19 protein-coding genes and 2 tRNA genes are annotated in these 25,435 nt (G+C 40.1%); 4 read left to right on the top strand and 17 right to left on the bottom strand.

What is annotated here, in order from left to right:
- Window positions 1-35 precede the first annotated feature (35 nt).
- From V7O67_RS07645 to V7O67_RS07605, 9 genes are all read right to left on the bottom strand, one after another.
- Window positions 36-821, bottom strand: coding sequence for a helix-turn-helix transcriptional regulator (locus V7O67_RS07645; protein WP_406657166.1), 786 nt, complete (start codon window positions 819-821; stop codon window positions 36-38).
- Window positions 818-3,367, bottom strand: a complete 2,550-nt coding sequence (locus tag V7O67_RS07640; protein ID WP_406657167.1) for a GAF domain-containing protein — start codon at window positions 3,365-3,367, stop codon at window positions 818-820. The genes V7O67_RS07645 and V7O67_RS07640 overlap by 4 nt, the downstream gene beginning before the upstream one ends.
- Window positions 3,368-3,643: 276 nt before the next feature.
- Window positions 3,644-3,718 (bottom strand) — tRNA-Ile (locus V7O67_RS07635).
- A gap of 22 nt (window positions 3,719-3,740) precedes the next feature.
- Window positions 3,741-3,813, bottom strand: a tRNA-Asn gene (locus V7O67_RS07630).
- A gap of 262 nt (window positions 3,814-4,075) precedes the next feature.
- Entirely contained in the window at window positions 4,076-5,092 is a 1,017-nt protein-coding gene (gene amrS / locus V7O67_RS07625) for an AmmeMemoRadiSam system radical SAM enzyme (RefSeq protein ID WP_342305439.1), read from the bottom strand.
- An 89-nt stretch (window positions 5,093-5,181) separates the two neighbouring features.
- Complete coding sequence (locus tag V7O67_RS07620; RefSeq protein ID WP_342305440.1) at window positions 5,182-6,072, bottom strand: hypothetical protein; 891 nt, start codon at window positions 6,070-6,072, stop codon at window positions 5,182-5,184.
- 31 nt (window positions 6,073-6,103) lie between these two features.
- Window positions 6,104-7,885 (bottom strand): LamG-like jellyroll fold domain-containing protein, encoded by a 1,782-nt coding sequence (locus V7O67_RS07615; RefSeq protein ID WP_342305441.1) that lies wholly within the window; start codon window positions 7,883-7,885, stop codon window positions 6,104-6,106.
- Window positions 7,886-7,892: 7 nt separating this feature from the next.
- Window positions 7,893-9,839: a type II secretion system F family protein gene (locus tag V7O67_RS07610; RefSeq protein ID WP_342305443.1), complete on the bottom strand. Its 1,947-nt coding sequence runs from the start codon at window positions 9,837-9,839 to the stop codon at window positions 7,893-7,895.
- Window positions 9,840-9,848: 9 nt separating this feature from the next.
- The gene (locus V7O67_RS07605; protein WP_342305444.1) at window positions 9,849-11,540 is read right to left on the bottom strand and encodes a type II/IV secretion system ATPase subunit; all 1,692 of its coding nucleotides are present in this window, start codon (window positions 11,538-11,540) and stop codon (window positions 9,849-9,851) included.
- A gap of 298 nt (window positions 11,541-11,838) precedes the next feature.
- On the opposite strand from V7O67_RS07605, the gene V7O67_RS07600 reads away from it, so the two are divergent.
- Window positions 11,839-13,731 carry a histidine kinase N-terminal 7TM domain-containing protein gene (locus tag V7O67_RS07600; RefSeq protein ID WP_342305445.1) on the top strand — a complete coding sequence of 631 codons (1,893 nt, stop codon included), beginning with the start codon at window positions 11,839-11,841 and terminating at the stop codon, window positions 13,729-13,731.
- A 192-nt stretch (window positions 13,732-13,923) separates the two neighbouring features.
- Here V7O67_RS07600 and V7O67_RS07595 read toward each other — a convergent pair whose 3' ends face one another.
- From V7O67_RS07595 to V7O67_RS07585, 3 genes are all read right to left on the bottom strand, one after another.
- A complete protein-coding gene (locus V7O67_RS07595; RefSeq protein WP_406671439.1) occupies window positions 13,924-15,450 on the bottom strand; it encodes a PAS domain S-box protein in 1,527 nt (508 codons plus the stop codon).
- Window positions 15,451-15,643: 193 nt separating this feature from the next.
- Window positions 15,644-16,180: a PAS domain S-box protein gene (locus tag V7O67_RS07590; protein WP_342305446.1), complete on the bottom strand. Its 537-nt coding sequence runs from the start codon at window positions 16,178-16,180 to the stop codon at window positions 15,644-15,646.
- 92 nt (window positions 16,181-16,272) lie between these two features.
- Window positions 16,273-16,440, bottom strand: a complete 168-nt coding sequence (locus V7O67_RS07585) for a hypothetical protein (RefSeq protein ID WP_406671367.1) — start codon at window positions 16,438-16,440, stop codon at window positions 16,273-16,275.
- A gap of 402 nt (window positions 16,441-16,842) precedes the next feature.
- Here V7O67_RS07585 and V7O67_RS07580 point away from each other — a divergent pair, with 402 nt between their 5' ends.
- Together V7O67_RS07580 and V7O67_RS07575 are read left to right on the top strand one after the other, a co-directional pair.
- A complete protein-coding gene (locus V7O67_RS07580) occupies window positions 16,843-17,919 on the top strand; it encodes a uroporphyrinogen decarboxylase family protein (protein WP_342305448.1) in 1,077 nt (358 codons plus the stop codon).
- 56 nt (window positions 17,920-17,975) lie between these two features.
- Window positions 17,976-18,626 (top strand): methyltransferase cognate corrinoid protein, encoded by a 651-nt coding sequence (locus V7O67_RS07575; protein ID WP_342305449.1) that lies wholly within the window; start codon window positions 17,976-17,978, stop codon window positions 18,624-18,626.
- A 327-nt stretch (window positions 18,627-18,953) separates the two neighbouring features.
- Here V7O67_RS07575 and V7O67_RS07570 read toward each other — a convergent pair whose 3' ends face one another.
- The 5 genes from V7O67_RS07570 to dph5 all read right to left on the bottom strand — a co-directional run bounded on the left by V7O67_RS07570 (window position 18,954) and on the right by dph5 (window position 23,230).
- On the bottom strand, window positions 18,954-19,853 hold the full coding sequence (locus V7O67_RS07570; RefSeq protein ID WP_406671366.1) for a carbohydrate kinase family protein: 900 nt from the start codon (window positions 19,851-19,853) through the stop codon (window positions 18,954-18,956).
- Window positions 19,854-19,869: 16 nt separating this feature from the next.
- Window positions 19,870-20,214: a DUF555 domain-containing protein gene (locus V7O67_RS07565; RefSeq protein ID WP_406671365.1), complete on the bottom strand. Its 345-nt coding sequence runs from the start codon at window positions 20,212-20,214 to the stop codon at window positions 19,870-19,872.
- Window positions 20,215-20,262: 48 nt separating this feature from the next.
- Entirely contained in the window at window positions 20,263-20,544 is a 282-nt protein-coding gene (locus V7O67_RS07560) for a DUF357 domain-containing protein (RefSeq protein ID WP_342305452.1), read from the bottom strand.
- 32 nt (window positions 20,545-20,576) lie between these two features.
- Window positions 20,577-22,364 carry an ATP-binding protein gene (locus tag V7O67_RS07555; protein ID WP_342305453.1) on the bottom strand — a complete coding sequence of 596 codons (1,788 nt, stop codon included), beginning with the start codon at window positions 22,362-22,364 and terminating at the stop codon, window positions 20,577-20,579.
- Window positions 22,365-22,426: 62 nt separating this feature from the next.
- Window positions 22,427-23,230 (bottom strand): diphthine synthase, encoded by an 804-nt coding sequence (gene dph5, locus V7O67_RS07550; protein ID WP_406671364.1) that lies wholly within the window; start codon window positions 23,228-23,230, stop codon window positions 22,427-22,429.
- Window positions 23,231-23,395: 165 nt separating this feature from the next.
- Between dph5 and thsA the strand changes: the two genes are divergently transcribed.
- Window positions 23,396-25,027 (top strand): thermosome subunit alpha, encoded by a 1,632-nt coding sequence (thsA, locus tag V7O67_RS07545; protein ID WP_406671363.1) that lies wholly within the window; start codon window positions 23,396-23,398, stop codon window positions 25,025-25,027.
- The last annotated feature ends 408 nt before the right edge of the window (window positions 25,028-25,435 follow it).

The raw sequence follows: 25,435 nt of genomic DNA, 5'->3' as shown, positions 1-25,435 counted from the left end.
CGGAGTACAAATATCTCCGATATGATAGCCGTATTTCAGATATCTGTCACTTCTTGTGCTCCTTCTCTGAAGAATCGGTACATGTCCTCTCCCCACATCAATGCGTTCACTTCAAAGCTCATCATAGCATGATTGTGGAACATGCCTGTTTTATAGAACAGGGTCAGTGAAAGGAATCTGTCTGTTACCACGCTGGAAGCAAAGTCTATATCGTCTTTACAAACAAAAAGTTCGGTATTTTCTATCCCAAGATAATCATGTAATTGTTCGAAATATTCCGTTTCAAATCTTTCAAACACAGACTCAGTTATTATAAGTGAGATTCTGACACCTTTTTTGGCAAGTTCGATGTATTTATAGGGATAAGTCGGACTGAATGAAGAAGAAATTTCCATGATGTATTTTGACTGTATGAGATTGTCAGTGAACTTTTTCGGTAATTCATACATGCGATTAAGTTCCGGCTCAACAACTTCGCAGGAGCCCAGTTCTTCTATTCTCTCAAGAAGGTGTGCCGGAATACCTTTTACTTTATGATTCTCCCAGTATTGTTTATTATCTTCGAAGACCACTAAGGTGTCTAAAAGAGGAATCATTTTTTTTACGATCACTTCTCCGAAGCTAGAGAGCCTGTAATAATCATTCTCATAAAGTATTATGCCTTGGTCAATGAGAATCTTGATTTGTGTCATCATGGCACTTGAAGTGACATTGAGTGTATTTTTAATCTCATCGATGTTCATAGGCCGCTCTATCAGCAGGATGAGGAGATCTTTTCTTTTGTCAGATAGAAAAAGAGTGCCTAAAAGAGCCAATTTCATTTTAACACCTCACGTTTTGACAAATTGTGGGAATCATCTTCCGTAATAGTTGGAAGCTTTATGTGGAATGTAGTTCCTTTACCCTTTTCACTTTCGATCCAAATATCGCCTTTATGTGCAAGGATTATGTCCTTGCAGATATACAGACCGGATTCAAGTCCCTGATACATTCGACTCATTGAGTCTTCCATCTGGTAGAATTTCTGGAAGACATGCGGCACAAGGTCTTTCTGTATCCCTGATCCCGTATCGCTGATCCTCAAGTGCAGATAATCACTTTCTTTATTTACATCTATGTTTATCCTTCCACCTTCAGGAGTGAATTTTATCGCATTATCTATAAGAATTGTCAATGTCTCTGTCAGTTTGTCCTTATCAGATCTGATTGCAGGCAGCCCTTTGGGCACATTCACTTCTAAAGTAATTTCTTTCTCATCTATAAGCAATATCAGATTCATCAAAGCCTCTGATATCAGTTTGTCTACTTGCGTCAGGGAAAAGGTATATTCTATTTTTCCTGCCTGCTCCTGGCTCATATACAGAAGTGAATTTACCAGGCGTTTTAACCTTGCAGAGTTGAGCAACACGGAATTGATAGCCTTTGCCTGTTGTTCATCAACAGACCTGATCATCTCATCATCAAGGATACTGCACTCAGAGTGTTCAGGGCCGTATATATTTTCCAGTCTTTCTGCAATGAATTCTGTTTTCATCCTGTTGATGGACCTTAGCTCTTCATTTGCTATCTTAAGTTCATCGGAATATTGCTTTAAGGCATCTTCTATTTGTTTTCTTTGAATAAGGCTCCACATACCCTGCATCAATAAGGTAAGCTGGCGTAGATCCGATTCATTGTATTCATCTGCTTTGTTGCCGACTCCTGCAACTGCAACGATGTGGTCACCATCGATGATCGGGATATTCATGTGCCTTGAAAGTTTCACGTGATCATCGGGGTATCCTTTTTTCATTGGACTGGGAAGAGAGTAATCATTTGTTATTATGGGTCTGCGCTGCCTTACTGCTTCACCCCACAACCCGGTAGTTTTAATCGGATATACAAAGCGTTTATCTTTTATGCCACATTCTTTCATAGCGCTTTTTGACCAGGAATGCATAATAAGAGCTGTTTCATCCGCATTCATAAATGCAAGGTACCCAAGTGTACTTTCAGTAAGCCTTACAGCTTCTTCTCTTGCAAAGTCTGTGATCTCGTTCAATGACGCACCGGTCATTTTGTTCAGTTTAACAAGCGCTTCCAGCCTTTCTCCTTCGAGATGGTGTATTCTTTCTACTTTTTTGCGTTCACTGATATCTCTCGCAACTGACAGAATAGTTTTTTTGCCTTCAAATAGTATAAATCTTGCACTGATTTCTAACGGTATAATTCGGCCATCTTTGTGTATAGCTTCAGTTTCATATACTGCTCTTCCTTCAGTTTCAATAATCTTCATTAGTTTAGATACACGCCGGACGTCTTTTGACGGAACCATATCGGATGGATATGCACTCAACATCTCATCCCTGCTATAACCCAGGGTATCAACGACAGCCTGGTTCACAGCAATTAATTTTCCAGTGAGATCACTGATGTATATCTGATCGTTTATATTATTGAGGATAATTTTGAGCTTTTGCTCTGATTCAATGGCATCATCCAATACTCTTTTGTTGTTTATTGCGATAGCTGCGAGATTGGCGTTTGCTTTAAGGATATTGATCTCTTCCTTTGTAGGCTTGTGTGGCTCATGGAAGTACATTCCGAATGTTCCAAGGACTTCATTATTCGAACTTATTATGGGTTCACAACAACTGGCCCTCAAGCCTGCCTTAAATGCAATTTCCTTAAGGTCTTTCCAATAAGAATGATTCAATATGTCCTCTACAATAACCCTTTTTCCGGTGTAAACAGCTGTTGAACAGGAGCCAATGCCCTCCCCTATGGGTAGTCCTTCGATAGCTTTTTTGTAGAAATTCGGAAGATGGGGAGAAATAGCATGAACCAGATGTTTCTTTTCCTTGTCCAGTAACATGACAAAACTTATTACTTCCGGCACGATTTTTTCAGTGGATCTCACCAGAAGTGTAAGAACCTCATCGAGACTTGCACCTGCTGCCAGGGATTCAAGAACTTTGTTGCGGCAATCAATAATTGTTTCCGAGAGTTTTCGCTGGCTTATATCCAGGATGATACCTTCGTAGTATCGGATATTGCCATACTCATCCCTGCGGATGATGGTCCTGTCTTCAATGTACCGTATTTCCCCTGATGCTGCCAGTATCCTGTACTCCTGGATGAAATTATCAACATGTGTTTCAGAGTATTCTTTAACCTCTCTGCGTACACGTTTAATGTCATCAGGATGAATAATATCTTCATACTTTAATCCACCAGAAAGAAAATCTTCGGGTGAGTATCCAAACTGTTTGACATTCTCTGAGACAAATTCTACCGGCCACCCCTTTTCCGGCCTCCATATGAAAATTACCACAGGACTGTCATTAATGACTTTTACAATTTCCGAGTTTATATCGAATTGTGTCATTTACTATCATCAAATTATTGTATTAACTAAATGCTTAGGAATAAACCTAAGGAATTATATCAATTACTTGATGTCTAATATATTAGATGGTCAACGGAATACTGTGTACTCAATATCGAGCAATATCAATCATTAACACAACATAGTCAAAATTAATGAAAACTTAGTTCAAAGCTCATCCTCTGAGTTGCGCACAAAATAACCGAAACGTACATGATTTTTTGCAAAAGCAAGGCTCAAAAAACAATCTACAGGGAACTGCCCAAAGTTATTAAATGGGCCTAACCGGATTCGAACCGGTGGCCGCTCGGTTATGAGCCGAGCGCTCTAACCTGGCTAAGCTACAGGCCCATTAAGAAAAGGAAATTTTGAGCGCCGCAAACAGGGCTCGAACCTGTGACATTCTGGTTAACAGCCAGACACTCTACCAACTGAGTTATTGCGGCTCTATCATGGCGCCAACGCGCGAATCCTCTTAATGCACTTATTGCTTTTAAACCTTTTGATTGCACCTACATTTTCGCCCTGTTTTTTGACAATATATGATGATATCTCATAATGATGATAATTATATATTGTTAGATGTATACGTTCCAGTAGAAATTGAGGGGTCGAAGTGCCTGATTCATTTATATAAGGTCACACTCGTTGATTACATACGCAATTTATTATAAATAATTATGCAGCATGGTTTCTACAAACCCCGCCTTACTGCCCGAGCCGGACGTTAATGAACTCACCGCAATGCGGGCACGTTTGCCTATCGCCCAACTTATTCACTTCAATACCGAACATTTCCCTCTTGATGAGTAATTCCCCGCATTTAGGACAGAACGTATCTTCATAATCAGTTCCAGCAATATTTCCCAGATACACATAATTAAGGCCTTCTTCCTTGGCAATACTAAATGCCATCTCAAGGGTTGCTAGCGGAGTAGAAGGAAGATCCTGTAATTTGTAATAAGGATGAAAACGGGTAAAATGAACAGGAGTATCAGCACCGAGATAATCATATATCCACTTTGACATTTCACGAATCTCCTCAGGCGCATCATTGAGCGTTGGTATAACAAGGTTCACGACTTCCACATGCATACCCAGTTCTCTTGCATACTTTGCAGACTCAAGAACAGGAGCCAATTGTGCACCTGCAATTTCCCTGTAGAACTCTTCCGTAAAAGCTTTTATATCAACCCTGAAAGCATCCAGATACGGAGCTATCATTTCCAATGCTTCCCTGGTAATGTATCCATTGGTAACATACGCAGTTACCAGCCCCGCCTTTTTTGCCAGTATGGCACAGTCATAAGTATACTCAAACCAGATAGTTGGCTCATTATAGGTCCAGGCAATGACTTTTGCTCCGGAGCTTACAGCTCTTTCAACAGCCATTTCAGGACTCATTTCAATGGCAGTTGCCTCATCTATATCGATCTGTGATATCGTCCAGTTCTGACAGTGTTTACACCTAAAATTACAACCGATGGTCCCAAGGGAATAAGCTAATGAACCCGGATAAAAATGGAAAAGCGGTTTTTTCTCTATGGGATCCAGTGCCTCGCTTGAAACAACATTATAGTTAAGCGTATAAAGAGTGCCTTCCCTGTTTTCCCGCACCGCACAGATTCCCCTCTTTCCAGATGATATTTTGCATCTGTGGCTGCAAAGATTGCACCGTACCTTGCCATCATCAAGTTTCTCATAAAGCATTGCTTCTTTTATCATCAAGAACCCCTGATTAAAAATGCGACTTCATCATTGATGAATGTAAGCTTCAAAGCTTCTGCAAAAGAATGCAAAGTATGAACTGGTTCTCAAACCAGCAGATTCACCCTTGCATCAAAAAGTGTCTTTGTTACATTGAGCTTAATGTCTTCCCCGGCACTGCCTTCAAGGAATAATACAACGGCAGTATCGTTTGAGGTTATGGAATAATCTGCAGGATCTATGCCCGCATTATCCACCATCGTCAAAAAGAAAGTTTCCCATGAAGACGGATAGGATGTTTCCATTGTCATAGTCACATCTGTAAAAAGTATGCCATCCCAATATAAAGAATCAGACCCATTCGTCCTGATGTTCAGTTCTTCCACAGAATTACTGCTGATACTTCTCTTTGGACCATTGATGTCTATTACGTTAATATCCATAGTTATATTTGTACCAGTGTCGGTCATTTTTACATCGATCTGAGGTGCAAGGCGCATTAAAGAATAATCCTTTTGTGAGATTAACAGGGCTCCGTTCTCATACACAAATTGCTGGTCAACAAAATAATTATTATCAGACATATAGCTAACAGATCCCAGATCCAGAAGCATTGAATCACTGTTGTAAATAAGACCAGGCGTGGTTGCCCGAATATTCATACCAAATTCATCTTCATTTATTGCCAGTCTTCCGCTTGATTTGCCGGAACTGAATATAGGCAAAGATCCGCCTCCCATTTTAATGGGTATGCTCACTAAAAGACTTGTAGAAGGCTCAGTCCTGGCATAAGCGGACAGAATATCAACTTCATTTTTCATCTCTGCCATATCATAAAAGACATCGTCCATATGAGATTGTTCTGCAGTGGTTTTCCACTCCGGGATATACTGCACATTGATAACTGTGATGACAGATACAAATATACCCAGGAGAAGCACAGCAGAGACTACAGTCGAAATAGCATTTTCAGAAGATATCATTATTTTAGTCCTCATTCCCATCAACCTTCCTATTTGCCATCACATCTTACGGATTTGTCCTTGTGTAGTAGTCTGCAATATCTGCTTCTGACAGTGTAACATTATAGACCTCCACCTCATCGAGGTAGCCCCTAAAATAATAATTATTGCTACCGTAGTTCTGTCTGCCAATCCAGAGTTCGTTGTTGTTAGAAGCCAGTGGAACACCATTCATAGAGTGATCTTCAATGAAAGTGCTATCCTTATAGAAATTCACATTGCTTCCATCAACCACCACTCCTATCTGGTACCATGTGTTGGTTTGCAGGTCCATCCCCGTGGTTTGAACATAATTTGAACCACTATTGTCCCATTCTAAATACAGTTCTCCACTGCCTGCAAAAAGGTCAAAATTATCCTGGTCATCCATACCCTTTCCAATTATCGAAACATCATTGTCTGTATTCAGCCTCATCCAGAAAAGGATACTCATATTCTGATCGAAGTCAAGTGAGTCATTGTCACTAACTGCAAGATAATCTCCATTTCCATCAAAGCGGATAGCAGTTTCGTTTATAGCGGTATTAGTCCAGTGTGCGTTAATGACCTGTGCATCATTACTCCCAACACCATCGTAAGCAATTGAACCGGAATTCTCATCGAACTTCCACCTTGATACAGGAGTCAATGAAACATCTTCAACCGGAACCATTTCCGGAACAGAGTCTGCATACAACTGCAGTATTTCAGCGGAGTCAAGTGCTCTGTCCCACAGTTTTACCTCATCGATGGTCCCTTCAAAGTATCTGTTAGGAGAACTGTCACCCCATCTTCCCATGGACCACCTATCAGCACCACTATTGAATGTAACTTCTGTTGACTGAGTACCGTTTATTATGCCATTAAGATAGAGTTTCCGGTCTGTGGAAGAATTGAAAACTGCAACGACATTATACCATTCTCCATCGTTAACAACATCTCCTTCTATAGTCCTGATCTGAGTGTTTCCTGCCATCAGTCGAACTCTTCCATCTGGACTCACATATATCCCATAATAAGAATTCGACAAATCAGAGTCTGCCAGGTTGACAACTGCCTGATCAGTTCCTGAATCCGTTGTTTTTAGCCACAAACTAATGGTAAACGGATAATCATCGACTATACGGTCATTGGTCTCTACATAATCATTGTTACCATCAAATTCCAATGCAGTTCCATTGATACCTGTTGTCCAGCTGGCCTGGAAAATGTTACCATCATAACCACTAACAGAATCCACAGCAATTGTACCTGAATTCTCATTAAGTTTCCACCATGCAAGGTTTCCACCTGTTGTGGAGTCATTTGACCCTGATGATCCGGAACCCGAATTCATCCCAATTTCATCGCCAAGGAGTGAGCCGCTCTCTATAACTATATTGGAACTGGTTTGCAGTAGTATCGTACCGACATAATCATTTTCATTGATCGTTGTGTTCCACAACGAATCAGTGTCAATTATTATAGTCTCTCCCAGATGCCAGCCATTACTTCCAAGCAGCTGCACTATCTGAGACGATGAAAGTTCCCTGCGCGTTCCATTGAGGTTCAGGATTATTTTGACATCATTAATATCGATATGCTCCCCACCTGAATGCCTGATATAGATCGTATCAGCATCCACATCCACCCACCCGTCGATGTTAGCATGCACTTTTTCACCTGCATCCATATAAGAGAACACGAACACGGCAATTATTGAAAATGCGAGCACAGCTATGGCCGTCATCAGAATCTCTCCGATAATCTCGGAAACTGCATTTTCGTCCCTTACGAATTTATTTATTCGTGCTCTTGTTCGTATGCACATATTTACCTCATATGAAAAATGCGAATAACAGGTAAGCTATAGACATCATGATTATAGAATGCTTGAAACCCGAATGAATATTTCCACTACCCATTTTTCCTGCGACAAGTCCGGAACCGAAACCCTGGATCATAGCTGCATGGAAAAATAACAAGGTGTACTTTTCAAGATCAAAATCAACTATAAAAGCAACCCCTTCAAGCCCACCTTCTGCGGATGCAGGCATAGCCGGCAGGAAGTAGGCTGCAAGAATGTAAACGATGAACAAAAACACCATGAACGATATGTAGATTATAAACACATAAACAAACATTTCTGCATTGCGCTCTTTCTTGAGCTGTCTCTGCATATCAGCATCATGTGCTGCTATTGTCAGCACACTTTTGATATCACTTGTAGCTTCATTGGCCTTGATGATGAGATTGATTATACGCCTTGTCATATCAGTGCGAATTCTGAATTCAAATTTTTGCAGTGCATCGTCCAGTTTTGTTCCCCATGATATGTCATTTACAAGACGTTTCACCTCAGAATGCAAAACTCCCATCTTTAGCTGCATACTCATGACAATAGCATCCACAAGAAGAATGCCAGCTTCGTTAATACTTGCAAGGTTGTAGAGAAAATCCGGAATCGTGGATTCTATCTGCTTTATACGATAACTGCGCACCTCATCGAATATAATAAAAGGAATCAACATTATTAGCAAAGCGATAAAGAAATAATCATCGATAATACTTATTGTCAGAATATTGAAATTGTTAAAGTATATGAAATTTGCAATATTGATGAAATCATTTACCGTGTAAAAGAAATAAGCAACTGACACCGGAATAGTGATGAACAATATATATGAAGGCTTACTTGCAAAAAAGTTGAAAGGATGCAGGAACTTATCCGCCACTCTGATGAAATGGGAGTAGTATTTGATTATTCTCCTCTTTTGCTCTTCACTTTTATCTCCTTCCTTTATGGGCACATGCAGGAAATTATGCAGCTTTTTTTCGACTACATAAAAATCAGGTATTTTGGGGTTATCATTGGTTAGCGAATTAAGAAGCACCAGAAAAAGAACTGTCCCTATTGGGATCACAATGTATACTATAAAATTCAGCATACCGGATGCACTCGGATTCATAAGCCCCAGAACCACAAGTATAGTAATTAGGAAAAGAGGACCTGCAACAAAAGCAGAGATATAAACTTCCGCCAGTACTCCCAGCGTTTCAAAGAATATTTTCTGTTCCTTAGTAGCAGTCAGACGATATTGATCATTTTTTGCCTTGAGATAAGAACTGACATCCCCTCCACTTGAGACAATTGATGTAAGACCATCCAGAAAATCCTTGAATTTCTTAGAAGGAGTCCGTTGTCCCGCTCTGTCAATTGCTTTTAACAGGTCAGTACCATAATACTCCATATCTTTAACCATAAATCCTATTTCTTCTGCAGATGCACCATAGATATGGTAGTTCTCTGCCAGGGATTTCATGATATCAAGAAGATTAAGCCCGCCTCCCCGACTCATAGCATAAAGATATGCCGTAGTATGAGGAAGTGATTGATTTATGAGTGTGCTCCGGACATTAGCCTGCACTTCAGGCAGTGACATAAAAATGTAGTAAGTAAGATAAGCAGCTATTATGAAAAAAACAGCGCCAAGTCCGCAACTTACCAATAAATGAAAATTATTTGATATCCAGAGCGGGGTATTTTCAATTCCCAGCATAAATGGCCTGACATCACTTAAAAAGTAATATCCAGCTAATATTCCAACCAGGCCAGCTAAAAAAGCCATTAAAAGAGAAAAAAAGTATATTTGAGCAATATATTGCTCGATGAGGATTCCCATACCTGCTTTACGCACCATGGACCTCTGCGCTTCATATCGGTGAATATGTTTTCTTACATAATTACCAAATATCAAATGTGCAGCAGAATCTATGATATTCATTCAAGACACCTACATGCTCTGTTCAATTAGTTCATCCAGAGTATGGTTTTCAATTGCATCAAGAACATTTTCCGGATTTGCATCATATGCCTGTACAACCAGGGATATGCGTACATAGTCCCTCATTTGTTTCTCGCAGAGATATTTGAGAATAAGTTCCCTTCTGTTCAGCTCTTCTGATAGTTTATTTCTATCCCAGCCTCTTGAAGTCATGACCTTGTTAAGAGTATATGAATCTCCATTGCGAATGAAAGTGTCTGTTAGAGGATCCCATCTGTAGAGCTCATTTATACGTATGTACCCTGTCTTTGTATCTATCCCTGTGAACTCCACAAGACTCTGCGTTCTGCGTACCCTCTGGTTATTCACAAAAGTTTGGACCTGTATACTAAGTATATCCAATGATTGAAGCATGACATGCGGTACGTTAAGAGGAGGACTGTCAAGTCTGTTGACAACGGTCTGCACATCACCTGCATGCATGGTTGAATAGGTTGCATGTCCTGTGGATATGGCCTGGAAAAGTGTCAGTGCCTCTTCACCTCTGATCTCACCTACAAGTATATATTCAGGTCTTTGTCGCAGAGCTGATCGCAATAGGTCATACATGGAAACCTCGCCAGCACTATTGACATTCAACGGTTTACGTGTGACACCTGCAATCCAGTTGTCATGGTGCAATGTCACTTCTCGTGTATCTTCTATAGATACGACCTTTGAGAGCGGAGGTATGAAAAGAGAAACTGCATTTAGAAGGGATGTTTTACCGGATGCTGTGCCTCCTGCAAATATAGCACAATCACCATTTTCAATGGCAAGCCAGTAATAAGCCATCATTTCAATGCTACAGGTTTTGTAGTTAATAAGATCTATAGGGGTGATCGGATCGCCCCTGAATTTCCTGATAGTAAAGGAACTTCCCCTGGTAGTGATCTCTTTACCAAGAGTTGCCTGTAAACGGGAACCATCGGGAAGGGTTGCATCCACCATAGGCTCGCTTACTGAAATATGCTTGCCACTTTTCTGACAAAGTTTTATTACAAGAGAATTAATCTCCTCTTCACCAAAAGAAACGTTTGTTTTAATGTTACGATACTTGTTGTGGTACATGAAAATGGGTATGTTTATACCATCGCAGGAAATATCTTCTATATTAGGGTCAAGCATTAGTGAATTTATGCGGTCATGACCCAGAAAATTACGCTTCAGGTAATAGAGAATACGATAAGTAGAAGCTATTTTAATATTTGCATGATAGCGATTAAAAAGTAAGGATGCTTGTTCCATCAGTACTGTTTCTTTATCCCTCGAAGAATTTACCCCACCAATACTCAGAATATCCTGCAGGTCATCATAAACTCTTTCAAGAATATCTTTTTCGTATAACGTAAGCATTGGCTCAGCAACATAGTAAAGATATACATTCCCTTTCACAAGGATCGAAATAAAAGAATATGGCTCATTTACCCAATATCGCTCAACTTCTTTGAACCCATCGGGAATTTCAAAATCTACAAGTAAACCATGTAATTCAGGATCATAATCAGGGAATTTATTTCGGGGATGCCTTAACTGGTGAAGTCCGGACTTGATGCGGTCTAATAATTGAGAAAGTTTTGCAGGGTTTCCTGTATTTGACCCGGATACCATACCAGGGCTGGTTTCTTCTGCACCTTTGACTTCAGATTCCGGACCTATCATCGATTATTATATAGATATATCTATATAAAAACCCTTTGTTATTTTACTTATATAATAGTGGTTCAGAGTAGTTAGTTCTAAAATGCAATCAGATATGAAAAAAGAAGGGACATAATAATCCCATGATCAGTTTATTTCAGGTATATAGGCTCATAGGGAAGTTTCCTGAGAAAATATTTTATATCATATTAATACTACAGTATATTATAAATAAAAGAATATATAATAACCATCTCAAATTATGTGTTAAATTTCATTCACCAACAACTCACATAAAGGAATTATACTTAGAGGAAAAATGGACCTTACGCAACTACACATGGTTAGCTTATCGATGGTAGTATCATCGCTCTTAGCTATCTTCCTTTCTTTCCATGCATGGAAACGCAGGTATAACGAAGCGTTCCTCCCCATGTCATTTCTAATGGTGTCTGTTGCTGTTTGGTCTTTTAGCTATGGACTGGAACTGATATCCGTAAGCCTTACACAAATAAAGATACTTACAGTAATATATTATACTGGCATTACTACAATTCCTGTTTTCTGGCTTATTTTTGCAGCACGGTATTCAGGCAATGACAATTGGCTAACACCACTCAACATAAAGCTCTTGTTCATAGTCCCGGTTTTGTCTGTGACAATGCTCGCTACAAATAATGTGCACCATCTTTTTTTAACATCTGTCGAACTTTTGTCCTCTAATGGTTTCGCATTCATTCAATCACAGTTCGGTCTCTTTTGGTGGCTACATTCCGTTTATTCGTACTTTGCTCTGACATTGGGCTTTTTTATGTTGACTAGCATGTTCTTTAAAGTGCTAGGATCAGACCGCTTGCCAATTGTTATATTTTTGGCGGGATGGATATTTCCCATTGTTGCAAACGTTCTCTACTTGATAGGTTTACGTCCTCTCGGATTTATTGATCTTACACCTCTGGCACTTGTATGCACCATCATCATATTTTCAATAGGTATTGTCACAACAAAACTTTTTGATATAACACCTTTTGCTTTTGATGTTATGTTCAATCATATCCCTGATGGGATATTCGTTCTTGACTCAACTGCAAAGATGATCAATGCTAACAAGCCGGCCCGCAAACTGCTGGAACTAGGAACAAAACCAAAGTCTAGTAATGATTTCGATTCTAGGGATCCTGTTCATTATAACGAGATATTCTCCAAAACTGATGATAAGATATACATTAGCATTAAAGAAAAAATATATTACAGGACAAATACTCCAATTATTAATTCCAGAGGAAAGCAGCTTGGAAGCCTGATCATGATGCGTGACATCACTGAGCGCATGCGGGCTGAGGAGGCGCTGAAAAAGCACAAAGTTCATCTGGAAGAACTTGTAGCCAGCCGCACAGCAGATCTTAGGAAAAGCAACGAAGAGCTGCTGCAGGAGATTAACGAACACAAACGAACAGAAGCTGAGCTTTTAAAAGCAAAAGAAGCCGCCGAATCTGCTAACAGAGCCAAGTCAGAATTCCTTGCTATCATGAGTCATGAGCTTCGAACCCCAATGAACGGGATTATCGGCTTTACAGGGCTGCTGCTTGAAAAAGAACAGGATGAGAAGCAACGACATTATACAAAGTTGATTCAGAAAGCTGGAACATCACTATTGAGAATTATCAACGACATACTTGACTTCTCGAAGATAGAGGCAGGCAAACTAGAACTGGAGACGTTTGATTTTAGTATCCAGAAACTATTCGGAGATCATTTCAATACTATGTCCTTACATGCGAATTCAAAGGGCCTGAGACTATCCTGCAACATTGGAACGGATGTCCCCTCGCTGTTGCGTGGGGACCAGGGTCGTCTTCTCCAGATTCTGACCAACCTGACTGAAAATGCCATTAAATTCACCTCCAAGGGCGAGGTGACAATCAACGTATCAGTAGAATCCCAATACGATGATGCAGTCTTGCTTCGCTTTTCAGTATGTGACACCGGCATCGGTATTCCCGTGGAAAAGACCCGTATGGTATTTGATAAATTCACCCAGGCAGACACCTCAAACACCCGCAAATTCGGGGGCACCGGCTTGGGGCTGGCTATTTCCAAACAACTGGTTAACCTGATGGATGGAGAGATAGGCGTGAACAGCGAGGTTGGTAAGGGTTCTGAGTTCTGGTTCACCGCACGGCTGGAAAAACAGCCCATGCAAGGCAGGTAGATACATCGGACAAAGATTATTTGCTTCAAAAGTGAAATACTGTCTAAAAATCATACTGGTTGAGGGCAACATCGGTAATCAGACACTAGCCCTGCGTATGTTACAAATTACCCCTTAACCCAGCCATTTCAAGCATCATATTAAATAGAAATTGGAAATCGGTTTTCTACAGAACCGGTTTATTGTCTACTTCTATAAATCTGAATGTTGACTTATTTTATTGGTCAGATTTTCGTTTGTTACATCGTGAGAGAGTCCTATCATCACATCCTGACCTTTCCATTTACCTTTAGTGAACCTTAGAACTACTAGAATAAGTGATTTATCTTTAGCCATTAGTGGAAAGGTAAAATAAGAAACTTTTTCTTCTATTATATCAAAAAATGTTTTTGCAGCTGCCAAGTACCGTTTATGAGGTATAATTGAAATTATGTTAATACCCAAAAGCTCTTCTGTCGAATATCCTAATCTTGTTGAAACTGCTAAGTTGTACTTGATAATGCATCCTTCTAGATCGACTATAATTAAGAAATCATCTAATGCTTCAAAAATACCCTGGAGATCATTATTATCATTTTTGAGTTCTATTTCGTAAATCGCACGATTAATGAACCCCCCTATTTGAGAAGCAATATTTTCAAGAGAGTTATGGGAATCGTTTGAAATCTCATTTTGGCTGTGAGACATGAGTTTAAGCATGGCAATAACGTCGTCTCCGCATTTCACCGGGACAAGTGCTGTAATATTTAATTTTTCATTGGGTGATTCTGTAGCAGTCATAACACATATTTCTGAATGGTTTTTGTAGATGGGTTTTCCCATCATGACCAGTTTTGTTAATAAAGAGTTTGAATCGTAATGTGATACTTTCGCTACATATTCAGAAGATAATCCCTTATATGCTACAATATCCAGATTGCCTGTAAAGGTATCAACAACATACAGACAACCAGAATCGAATGGATCTATCTGGAGAGTCAGTTCCAGCAACTGCCCATAGGTCTCCTGCAGATTGTCAGTTAAAGCAAGAACATTTCCAAGTTCGCATTGAAATTGCAAAAATTTATTTGATTGCTTACTACTGGTGATGTCAACAATGATACCTTGAATGAAATAGATCTCATCCTCATCACGTTGAATAAAGGTTCTTTCATTAACCCAGCGTACTTCGCCAGATTTTGTAAGAATTCTGTATTCATGGTTGAAAGTTGATTGCGTTGATTCTATAAACTTAGTGGATCTGGTTTGAACTTTTATTAAATCATCGGGATGGATTATATCTCCATAAAGAAGTGTGCCTGATATGAATTCATCTGATGAATAACCAAATTGCCTGATGTTTTCAGATACGAATTCCACTGGCCAATTGTGCTCCACTTTCCATAAAAAAACAACCAGAGGGCTACTGTTCACAATATTGCCAAGTGCTTGCTGCATTTCATTTGAATGCCTCAGTTCATTTGTATATTTTTTGAGAGCTTCTTCAGAATTCTTGCGTTCAGTAATATCGCGGACAAAAGCAAAAAGATATTGAATATCTTCAAATTCCAGATAACTTAGTGAAATTTCTACAGGAAAACTTCTTCCATGTTTTGTGTAATGTATTGATTCCATTTGGAATGAACCATGTTTTTTTACCTTATTCCACAGTTCATTCCACTTGTTCTCTGGAAAATCATGGCTGATATCAAAGACCTTCATTGAAAGCAGTTCTTCCAGAGAATAATCATAATTCGTAACTATTCAGCCTACCACAATTAGCCTATTGATACTGATTTAATCAAAACGGAGATGTTTGCTCACTAACAACCTAAGAATCAAAAAAGCAATCAATGGCAACAATCAAAATTAATGATCCTAATAAAATGTAGGTCTCAACTTTTTGTCAAGATTGCTATTGATAGTGTTTTTATCAGGCTGAATAGTTACCATAATTCTTACATACAGCCTCATTGACAAACATGAAACTAGCATCTGGAGCTATCCAGAAAGCTGGCTCCATACTGTGATTTATTGAATATTGTGTGAGACGTAAATTTTTTTCTGCTTCTTTACGCTTGGTAATGTTACGACTAAAAGTAAAAACATACTCCATGCCATCAAACTGTAAATGATTATAAGTAATCTCTACAGGGATCATTTGACCTGTTTTTGAAACATGAACAGTTTCTACTGTCCCAATCTGTGATTTTTTCATTTTGTTCCAATGCCCTTCCCACATATCCTCCGAAAAATACGGATCTATATCAAAGACTTTCATTGAAAACAGTTCTTCCATAGAATAACTTAATTCTCTACAAAATGCTTTATTGACGTATAAAAAACTGGCATCTGGGGCTATCCATGAAATGGAATCTATACAATTCTCAATTGAATATTTTGAAAGGAGTAAATCGTTTTCAAAATACTTATGTCCTGTGATATACGTTTCAAACCCACTGGAATCCATTTTTACCACCTACATTATATATAAGAAATATATGACAGTTCCTATATTAAATATACACTGCATTTGCTATATGAATATAGAAATGCAAATTTTTAAAAAGGAATTACACCCAATGTTGCCCATAGTGAAATAATTGATTCAGCTATTTTTTGCTCAAAACCAGCATTTTGTGCTAATTTAAGAGTTTTTCGACCAGAAATTATATATCTATTTTTGACAGGCAAAAAATTTATGTTTTTAATAGATGTAATAGTTTTCAATTCCATTTATTTCTATAACACTGTTTACTATTTTTCTAAAAAAAACACATATAAATAGTTTATTATCGCTGTTTGTTATTCCAAGATTTTTATAAAGGCTGTGCATGTTGTTTAGACTACTTATAAATAAATACAATAGAACTAATCTATTTTTTTATATTTGGTTTATCGAGCATTTGCAAAATAGTGATATTTAAAGCGTTCGGTATAAAAATGCTACGAAGATTTTATATAATAGATTTTGAAGACGTTTTTATGTGGACACAAAGGGAGCTAAAAAGCATACCTAATAATTAACTCCTGTAAAATCAAAAAAATGGTTTTGTCCTAGAAACGAACATCGCAACAACAAGACAAACAATGACAGATCAATTAAATCGAACAAGATGGAGGAGAACATTGATGACACAGAGAATGACACCACCTGAACGAATGATGGCGGTGATGACCGGACAAAAACCCGACCGTGTACCAGTAGTTCCTTTTGTTCTGGGATATTCTGCACAGATCACGGGCATATCTCTTGGTGATTTCTATGCGGATGGGGATAAATGTTTTGAAGCTCAGTTCGCTTCAATGCGCTTGCATGGTTATGAACAGACTCCGATGTATGGGTACGCATCAATGGGAGCTCTGGAATTTGGTGGCGAAATAGAGTATCCTTATGGAAAAGGTCAGGGAGCTCCATTTGTCAAGAAGCATCCCGTTAATAATCTTGAGGACATCGAAAAACTTGAAGTACCGGATTTTAATAAGGAATTACCTGGTGCATATAAGCAAGCTGATAAATTAGCTTCCAGATGCGCTGAACTTGGTATGCCTGTTTCTATACAGGTAGGCAGTACCTTTACTGCAGCTTCAGTTATCGCAGATACATCCGAATTTGTTAGTTGGATCATCATGGAACCTAAGACTGTACACTTACTACTCGATAAAGTATGTGATATGCTCATTAATGCTATAGATTACTTTGCAGACAAATATGGTGCAGAAAATCTGCTTCCCTTCGATGGTGGGCCTTCTGAATCCAATACAATGATATCGGCTGATATGTTTGCTGAATTCGCATATCCTTACATGAAAAGAATCCACACTCATTTGAAAGAACTAGGAGTGAATTCTGTACTTATGCATCCATGTTCTGACCAAAACAAAAACATCCCCTACTATGTTAAATTAAGGAACGAGATGGGATGGTTTGGAAAATATATTTGGCTCTTTGGTCCGGAAACACCCGTAAAGACCCAGGTAGAAGCATTCGGCGACCATGACGTCGTATGTGGTAACATCGATCCATCACTCTTCATTACTGAATCATACAAGGATTTACTGGAAATATGCAGACAGAACATAGTTGAAGGAATGAATTCCCCTTCAGGCTATATTCTGGCTGCAGGTTGTGAATTCCCTCCCAACGCAGCACCTATTAAATTAATGGCCATGTTGGATGCTGCAGAAAAATATGGGAGATATGACTAAATGATCAGTAAAATCCAATTTTTATTTTTGGATTAAACTACTATTGGAGGTCAAATATGTCAAACCAGGAAATCTTAAACAAACTCCGGGATACAATTGTAATTCAGGACATAAAAGGCTGCGTGGCAGCTGCAAAAGAAGCCCTTGAAGCAGGCATCAGTGCTTTTACTGCCATAAATGAGGGTCTTGCAGCAGGCATGAAGATCGTCGGTGATAAGTATGAATTAGGAGAACTCTACCTCCCCCACATCATGATCTCTGCAAAAGCCATGGACGGTGCAATGGAAATACTCACCCCTGAACTTGAAAAAGACAAGACGACTGAAAGTGTTGGAACTGCTATCACTTTTGTACAGCAAGGAGACATCCATGAGATTGGCCATCGCCTGGTCTCAATAATGCTGAGTGTAAACGGTTTCAATATAGTCGATCTTGGTGTGGACGTTCCAAACGAAACCATCATTGATGAGATCAACAAGCTCAATGATGGTAAGATACTTCTTGTGGGCTCTGCACTCATGACAACATCAATGCAGGGTCAGAAAGATACCATGGAAGCAATTGAAGAAGAAGGACTGCGGGATTCGGTGAAGATCATGTTTGGTGGAGCACCGGTTTCTGAAAACTGGATCAAAGAGATTGGAGCTGATGCAACAGCAAAGAACGCAGCGGATGCTGCTCGTATTGCAATAAAAATTATGAACTAAATATCTGTGGCATTGTAGAAAATCTTATTCTCAATTGATTCTGAAATAAATATTAAGCGGGTACTCAACTCCACAAAATGAGTTACCCGTGCTTTTATTAATACGCAGGATATTTCGCTTTTGTAGAAAAACTACTTTTCATTTTATTCGAACATAATAATTTAAAAAGGATAAATCCCCTGAGTGTTGCTTACCACAAAAAACAAAAAGGGGTGATTGTGTTCATGCCAGATCGGAAATCTGAATTCCCATTAAAATTTTGTTTAATGGCATGACTACAAACACTTAAATTTCTTGATACAATACTAGCTGCATCATAAAAATAGCTTATATACTTTCAGGAAACTTACCAAAATTCTGCTCATATCTTGCCTTCATGACATCCCAGGTTGGCAGGTCGGTCTGGCAGCCAATGCTCTGCACAGCAAATGAAGCAACAGTGGAACCGATTTTGCCGCAGATCTCAATTGGGTAATTGCGGATATATGCAAGCAGGAATCCTGCCCTGTATGCGTCACCTGCGCCAGTAGGATCAAGCGCTTTTACCGTTACTACGGGGATCGAGATTGCCTCTCCTCCATTGTGGATAATGCTGCCTTCTGCATCGTAGGTTACAATAACTGTCTCTATCATAGCCAGTATGTCCTCAAAGCACTTCCCTGTCATGTCACAGACACGCTGAATCTCATGTTTGTTGGTGAACAGCATATTCGTGTTCTCAAGTATGCTCTCAAGGTTTTCTTTGGAGTATGTCACAAGGTCTTGTCCGGGATCAAAGGAAACGAAACCGGCTTTTTTTGCTATCCCTGCGTTGTAGGTTGAGTCTGATGTAGCCAGGTGCACAAAGTCAACAGCCGGAGGTTCCAGTTCCTGCAGGTGCTTTGAAGCGCCCCAGTCAAAATAGGTACTCTGATGGTGTTCCCTGTCGGTGAACACAAAAGCCCTGGTACTTTTCTCGCTTTTGAAGCGATAGAGAAGTGACAGATCAACTCCGTGGTTTTCCAGTTCAGCTTCATATCCTGAGGCTGCAAAATCTCCTCCGACCGCTGAGATCAACTGGCAGTTACCGCCAAGCCTTGCAATACCGATTGCAATATTTGCAGCTCCCCCTCCGTAATACTCATGATAATCAATAATTGGCTGGGATTCGTTGTGTATCGCTATATTCTCAACATCAAAAAGGAGATCAATAGCTGCGTGACCTACAACCGAGATTACTCTGTCCATGTTAATCCCATTCTAATCATTCATCGAAGGGCTGTACATCCACGACATCCAGGGGTACATCCCTGAGTGCCCTTCCGATAACAGATTTGGATATTCTTGCGGCATGTTCCTCGCTTTCGGCATCAAAGACCTTCATCTCAAGAACAAGTCCCACAATTGCTGTATTAGCTGCAAGGAAAACACTGGAAAAAGGTTCTTTGCAGGAAGGACAGAAAGTGGTCCCGATATCCACTTCAACATAATCGAGTTTAGGATTGAGGCGTTTTCCTGCCTCTGAAATAGCAACGCCGATGGCATCATCGGCTGTTTTTACATCCCTTACCAACCAGGCAGCTTCAAGTGTAACATGATAATTTGACATTAGATATCTCCAGTTTATACTTCATTTCTTCTTCAAATAAATCTATATTCATATAGTAAATAACACGTCGTCATCAACATCGAAAAGACCAAGTCTTGCTCCCGCATCAAGCCATGCATGCCCATAACTAAAGCAGACAAGCGCATTGACAGGATCATCACACTTAACAAAGTGAAGACCGTCATTATAGTATGAGCTTGCCATATTATGATAGTCACTGGCAGCTTTATACATATGAGATTGAGGTATTGGGGCAAATTTCGCCTTTTCAAGTGCTTCCCTTAATAGTCTTTCATATCTCTTAACTTTTTCATTCAGGTCAGCAGCCATGTTATACTTGCCTCAACAGTGCTCATAGTTAATTATCTGTTCGCCCCAAACAACTTCTTGAATAATTTGCCTCCGCCTTCACTTTCATTCTCGACCGTAGGTTTCCTGGAAGGTTGCCTCTTTGGAGGTGGAGCGATATTAGAAGTCGGCTCAGGCATATTTACAACTGGTAGATCTATAATTGGCACATCTACAACCGGCACATCCATCATAATCTCCGGTTCAGGTACACTCGCCGAAGTTTGAAGCTCTGGCATCGGTCTACGAACAGGAGCCGGTCGTGATGCCTCGTGTTTCTCAGCAAGCATTTCTGCTGGTGGAGGAGGAGTCACCGTTCTTGCCGCCTTTAGCACGTTTACGGACTCACCACCATGCTTTGACTTTCTGATCCTGATGTCCACAAGCACAGGTCTTTCTATCTCATTACTAACCAGCATGGCAACCCCCGGCGGCAGACGCATGAGCTCTTCCTCTACATAGGAAGTAACTCCTTCAAGACCCTTGCTTATAGCCTTGAGGTCATTGGGGTTTGTGACTTTCATGATGACCTGAGTACCGCACTGTGAAAGTACGTTCTTATCTATCCTCGCAGGCCTCTGGGAAATTACCATCATACCAAGACCGAATTTTCGTCCTTCGGACGCTATTGTCCTGAGAATATCAGTACTTGTGGTCTTACTAAATCCTTTTTCAGGGGCATAGTTATGAGCTTCTTCTACAACAAGCATTCCCGGTGGAATCCGATTCAGCTTGCGTGCCTCAAAAAGACTGGTACACAAACTTGCAACTATCATGCTTTGCAATTCAGGTGTAACTCCCTTGAAATCAATGACGGATGCTTTTCCCTTCTGGAACAATTCCTCAATAGACGTCGGATTAGGAGAGAGTATGCCTGTGTCTCTTATCTGTTCAAGAACACTTATCACATTCCACTTGGCTTTGCTCTTATCGTTACCAACTTCAAATATTATATCTTCAATAGTGTAAGTTTCCATTTCGGAACGTATTTTTTGTATTGCTTCATACAATATTCCAGTGTGTGTGGTTGAAAAATTATCAGGGAAGATAGAGGTTAGGTCTTTGACCGTGAGATTCATCCCATTCAACCTGAAAAGATCATCTACATCCGGATTTAAGGATTTGCTTGCGGGTGTGTATACCTTGATCTTGGATCCATACCCTTTAGGAGCTACGCCAAAGCGTGAAAAATCCTCTTTTGCAGCCTCTCCGGGAACTTTTAAGGAAGAGTACTCACTGTGCGGGTCTATAATAAGGAGCGGAATATTCTGATCAAGCAACTCTTCAAGCAGAACTGAAGCTGTATAGGATTTACCGCTGCCGGTCTTTGCCAGTATACTGCAGTGTTTCTGTACAAGGCTGTTGACACTAAGTTGCACTTTGATATTCGTTCCTTCAAGCAGACCGATATTCATTTCATTGCCTGTAAGTCCAAGCACAGACCTTGTTAGCCCTTCATCAGCTGAAAATATAGGACTTCCCGGACTGAATGGTATTACAGGTGACCTGAGCATTCCAGTCTCATCCCTTGAACCAATTATCATGACCTCAGCGACTATCTTGTCATCACTTTTGTCCGCACGTTGTCCTTTCATTGCCTCTTCAATAGAAAATGAATCACTGTATCTCTTGATTGCCATTACCTGACCAAGAACCCATGTGTGATCTTTCTCATCTGAAGAAGCATCATGCCAGACTTTAACATATGCGCCCCTGTACACTTTTGAGCTATCAAAAACCATTACTTTGAACTCAAAGGTTCCGGTTTCTCCAAAAATTATGCCTACTGAACCTCTTACCATTTTTCATCCCTCAATTTCATGGTCTTTTCTTTTATGTTTATTATGTATTATTATATCTTCCCTCAGTCATCAAGTTCATCCAATATTTCCTGTGGTGCACCTAAGAGCTTGACAAATGCTTCAGCTTCTATAAAATGAAGTGATGCAGGGACAACAAGTATGTGCAATGGTTCACCAAAGTCTTCCTCCTGAAGATGACGCACATATCCGGCCTTGACAATAGGTTCATCAGAACCTGCCCTGGCAATACCAACAGCAATGGCATTTTCCATAACCCCTTCTCCCCGCCTCTTCTCGATCTCAAGGAGAAGTCCTAATGCCTGATTAACCGTCATATAACCCTTGTCCTTGTCTATATCCAGAAAGATCAGGGTGTGCATATCGTGTTCCTTGTTAAGCTTAATAGTATCGTACGGTGTTTCGGAAATTATAGTATTTCCACGGATACTGGTATATGGGTGAGGTACGGTGGATGCTTTTCCGAATCGATAATTCTGCAGACCGGAAAGACCACAGATAGCTGAAGCAATAGATGAGCCATGTATGAGTCGTGTATTAATGTCCATATCCTTTGCACGAAGGCGCAGGTCAACATGGGTCGTAGAGACCATGGTATCCCCGCCTGTAAGGAAGACGACATTCTTTTCCTGCGCCTCAGCAAGCCAGTTAGGAGATATCTCCACATCTTCCCTGGAAAGCACATGGATTGGTTTGCAATAGAGCGTTTCAAGTTCTTCTATAGTACTACCCATCAAACGGGAGGTATAGAATTCCACAAAGACCATATCTGCGTTTCTTACGGCCTCAAGTCCCTTTACAGAGATATCTTTTTCATCAAAAAGACCCAGTCCTATGAATGTAAGCATAGTCCGCAAATATGCCTTTATGGGTTAAATGCTTTAAGAACGATAATAGAATGATAGCAAACAAAGGCAAGACTCGCAATGTTTTTATAGAACCACTCACAGTTAGTTTCACTCATACTTAATGTAATGACATTCATTTAATTTGGTTATTGGAGATCTGGAAGCATGGCAGGACAATATGGCGATCAGCCTGTAGTAATTATCGATCCAAGTAAAGAACAGACTACTGGAAAAGATGCGTTATCAGTTAACATTGCATCGGCGCAGGCAGTTGCAAAGATAGTAAGGTCAACTCTTGGTCCCAAGGGAATGGACAAGATGCTTGTGAACATCATGGGAGATATCACTCTTACTAATGATGGTGCAACTATCCTTGATGAGATGGACATAGAACATCCCACAGCAAAAATGGTCGTGGAAGTAGCCAAGACTCAGGAAAAAATAGCAGGTGACGGTACAACCAGTGCAGTGGTAATGGCTGGTGCTCTGCTTGAGAAGGCACAGAAGCTCATAGAGACAGGCGTTCATCCAATAGTTCTTGTTAAAGGTTACACGATGGCAACCGAGAAGGCTCTAAGTATTCTCAATGATTATGCCATCACAGTAGATAAGACAGACAGGGAAATGCTTGAAAAGATAGCATTGACCTCTATAACCGGCAAGGCATCTGAAATGGCAAGTGCTCACCTTGCAAAGATATGCGTGGATGCTGTTTATGCCGTTGAGAATGAAGGTAAGGTCAACGTTGATGACGATATTGTAATAGCAAAGGAAATCGGCGGAACCATCAATGATACCGAGCTCATTAACGGTATTGCTATCAGGAAGGAAGCCCTGCACCTTGAGATGCCACACAGGATAGAGAATGCGAAAATTGCGCTTATTGATACTGAAATGGCATTCAGTAAGACCGCAACCAAGTCCAAGTTGCATGTGGATAGTGCTGAGCAGCTTTTAGATTTCAAGGAACAGGAAAAGGCTAATTTCAGGCAGATGATCCAGAAGATCATTGACACCGGTGCAAATGTTGTGTTCTGCTCAAAGAACATGGACGACTATGCATTCCACTTCTTCAAGGAAGCCGGTGTTTATGCAACCAGGCGTGTAAAGGATGAGGATATGGAAGTACTTTCCCACTCTACCGGTGCCGCACTTGTAAGAAACGTGCAGGACATTACATCAGAAGACCTTGGCTTTGCTGAACTTGTGGAGCAGGAAGACCTGCATGAAGAGAAGACCTATATCAAAGGATTCAAGAACTCAAAGACAATGACCATCCTCATCAAGGGCGGTTCAGAACATGTTACGGACAATGTCGAGCGTGTCTTTGATGATGCATTGCACGTAGTAGCGGCAGTGTATGAAGATGGAAAGATAGTACCTGGTGGTGGCGCATCTGAGATAGAGGTGGCACAGGCATTAAAAACCTATGCAGCATCTGTCGAAGGACGCGAACAGATGGCAATCAATGCTTTTGCATCTGCTGTTGAAGAGATCCCAAGGGCTATTGCAGAAAACTGTGGATTCGATGCTATTGATACCCTGCTGGAGCTGCGTGCAGCGCATGGTAATGTAAAATACGGAGGAATCAACATTGCCACCGGGAAAGTCGACGACATGCTTAACATGGGTATTGTCGATCCTCTCAGGGTCAAGACCCAGGCGATTAAATCAGCTTCCGAAGTGGCTGTCATGATCCTGCGTGTGGATGACATGCTCCGTGCCAGGGAACAGGCCATGATGGATGTAGCGCCTGAGCACAACATCCACAATTACGATATGAGTGGCATGATGTAAAGAGGTTTAAGACCTCTTTATAGCTTCTTTTTTATTGCTTTTTTAATCATTTTAATTTGTTGTTTAGACCTTATCCCTGAAACTTGTTTTTGATTCACTACTGAAAAAACGATTTTTAATAACCGGGCATACTTTAGTGTTCTACCATAGTTTAATCAGAGATTACATATTGAGATGATTAATCATTATATATAACAGAAACGTTTATATCCAATGGATAACTTGTATATCATGATAAATCATGACAGAATATTACCAAAACAAGACGGATCTCACAAACCTTGCCGCGATGCTGACTACACTTGCAGTTGCAATGCTTGCATACTACTCTCTTTTCAGCTATCATGGCGTGATCTGAAGTTCTGTCATAATAACTATTATCTTTCCTCCGATGCTTTTCTGTTTTTA

Source organism: Methanolobus sp. ZRKC4, from assembly GCF_045291305.1.
Taxonomy (GTDB): domain Archaea; phylum Halobacteriota; class Methanosarcinia; order Methanosarcinales; family Methanosarcinaceae; genus Methanolobus.
The sequence above is the reverse complement of the archived record's forward strand: the minus strand, read 5'-3'. Positions and strand labels throughout refer to the sequence as shown.

Bases quoted from the DNA above. Each gene is read 5' to 3' on its own strand.
- dph5 (WP_406671364.1), bottom strand. From the start codon at position 23,230: ATGCTTACATTCATAGGACTGGGTCTTTTTGATGAAAAAGATATCTCT.
- V7O67_RS07600 (WP_342305445.1), top strand. From the start codon at position 11,839: ATGGACCTTACGCAACTACACATGGTTAGCTTATCGATGGTAGTATCA.
- amrS (WP_342305439.1), bottom strand. From the start codon at position 5,092: ATGATAAAAGAAGCAATGCTTTATGAGAAACTTGATGATGGCAAGGTA.
- V7O67_RS07575 (WP_342305449.1), top strand. From the start codon at position 17,976: ATGTCAAACCAGGAAATCTTAAACAAACTCCGGGATACAATTGTAATT.
- V7O67_RS07555 (WP_342305453.1), bottom strand. From the start codon at position 22,364: ATGGTAAGAGGTTCAGTAGGCATAATTTTTGGAGAAACCGGAACCTTT.
- V7O67_RS07570 (WP_406671366.1), bottom strand. From the start codon at position 19,853: ATGGACAGAGTAATCTCGGTTGTAGGTCACGCAGCTATTGATCTCCTT.
- V7O67_RS07580 (WP_342305448.1), top strand. From the start codon at position 16,843: ATGACACAGAGAATGACACCACCTGAACGAATGATGGCGGTGATGACC.
- V7O67_RS07565 (WP_406671365.1), bottom strand. From the start codon at position 20,214: ATGTCAAATTATCATGTTACACTTGAAGCTGCCTGGTTGGTAAGGGAT.
- V7O67_RS07645 (WP_406657166.1), bottom strand. From the start codon at position 821: ATGAAATTGGCTCTTTTAGGCACTCTTTTTCTATCTGACAAAAGAAAA.
- V7O67_RS07560 (WP_342305452.1), bottom strand. From the start codon at position 20,544: ATGGCTGCTGACCTGAATGAAAAAGTTAAGAGATATGAAAGACTATTA.
- V7O67_RS07620 (WP_342305440.1), bottom strand. From the start codon at position 6,072: ATGAGGACTAAAATAATGATATCTTCTGAAAATGCTATTTCGACTGTA.
- V7O67_RS07590 (WP_342305446.1), bottom strand. From the start codon at position 16,180: ATGGATTCCAGTGGGTTTGAAACGTATATCACAGGACATAAGTATTTT.
- thsA (WP_406671363.1), top strand. From the start codon at position 23,396: ATGGCAGGACAATATGGCGATCAGCCTGTAGTAATTATCGATCCAAGT.
- V7O67_RS07640 (WP_406657167.1), bottom strand. From the start codon at position 3,367: ATGACACAATTCGATATAAACTCGGAAATTGTAAAAGTCATTAATGAC.
- V7O67_RS07610 (WP_342305443.1), bottom strand. From the start codon at position 9,839: ATGAATATCATAGATTCTGCTGCACATTTGATATTTGGTAATTATGTA.
- V7O67_RS07605 (WP_342305444.1), bottom strand. From the start codon at position 11,540: ATGATAGGTCCGGAATCTGAAGTCAAAGGTGCAGAAGAAACCAGCCCT.
- V7O67_RS07615 (WP_342305441.1), bottom strand. From the start codon at position 7,885: ATGTGCATACGAACAAGAGCACGAATAAATAAATTCGTAAGGGACGAA.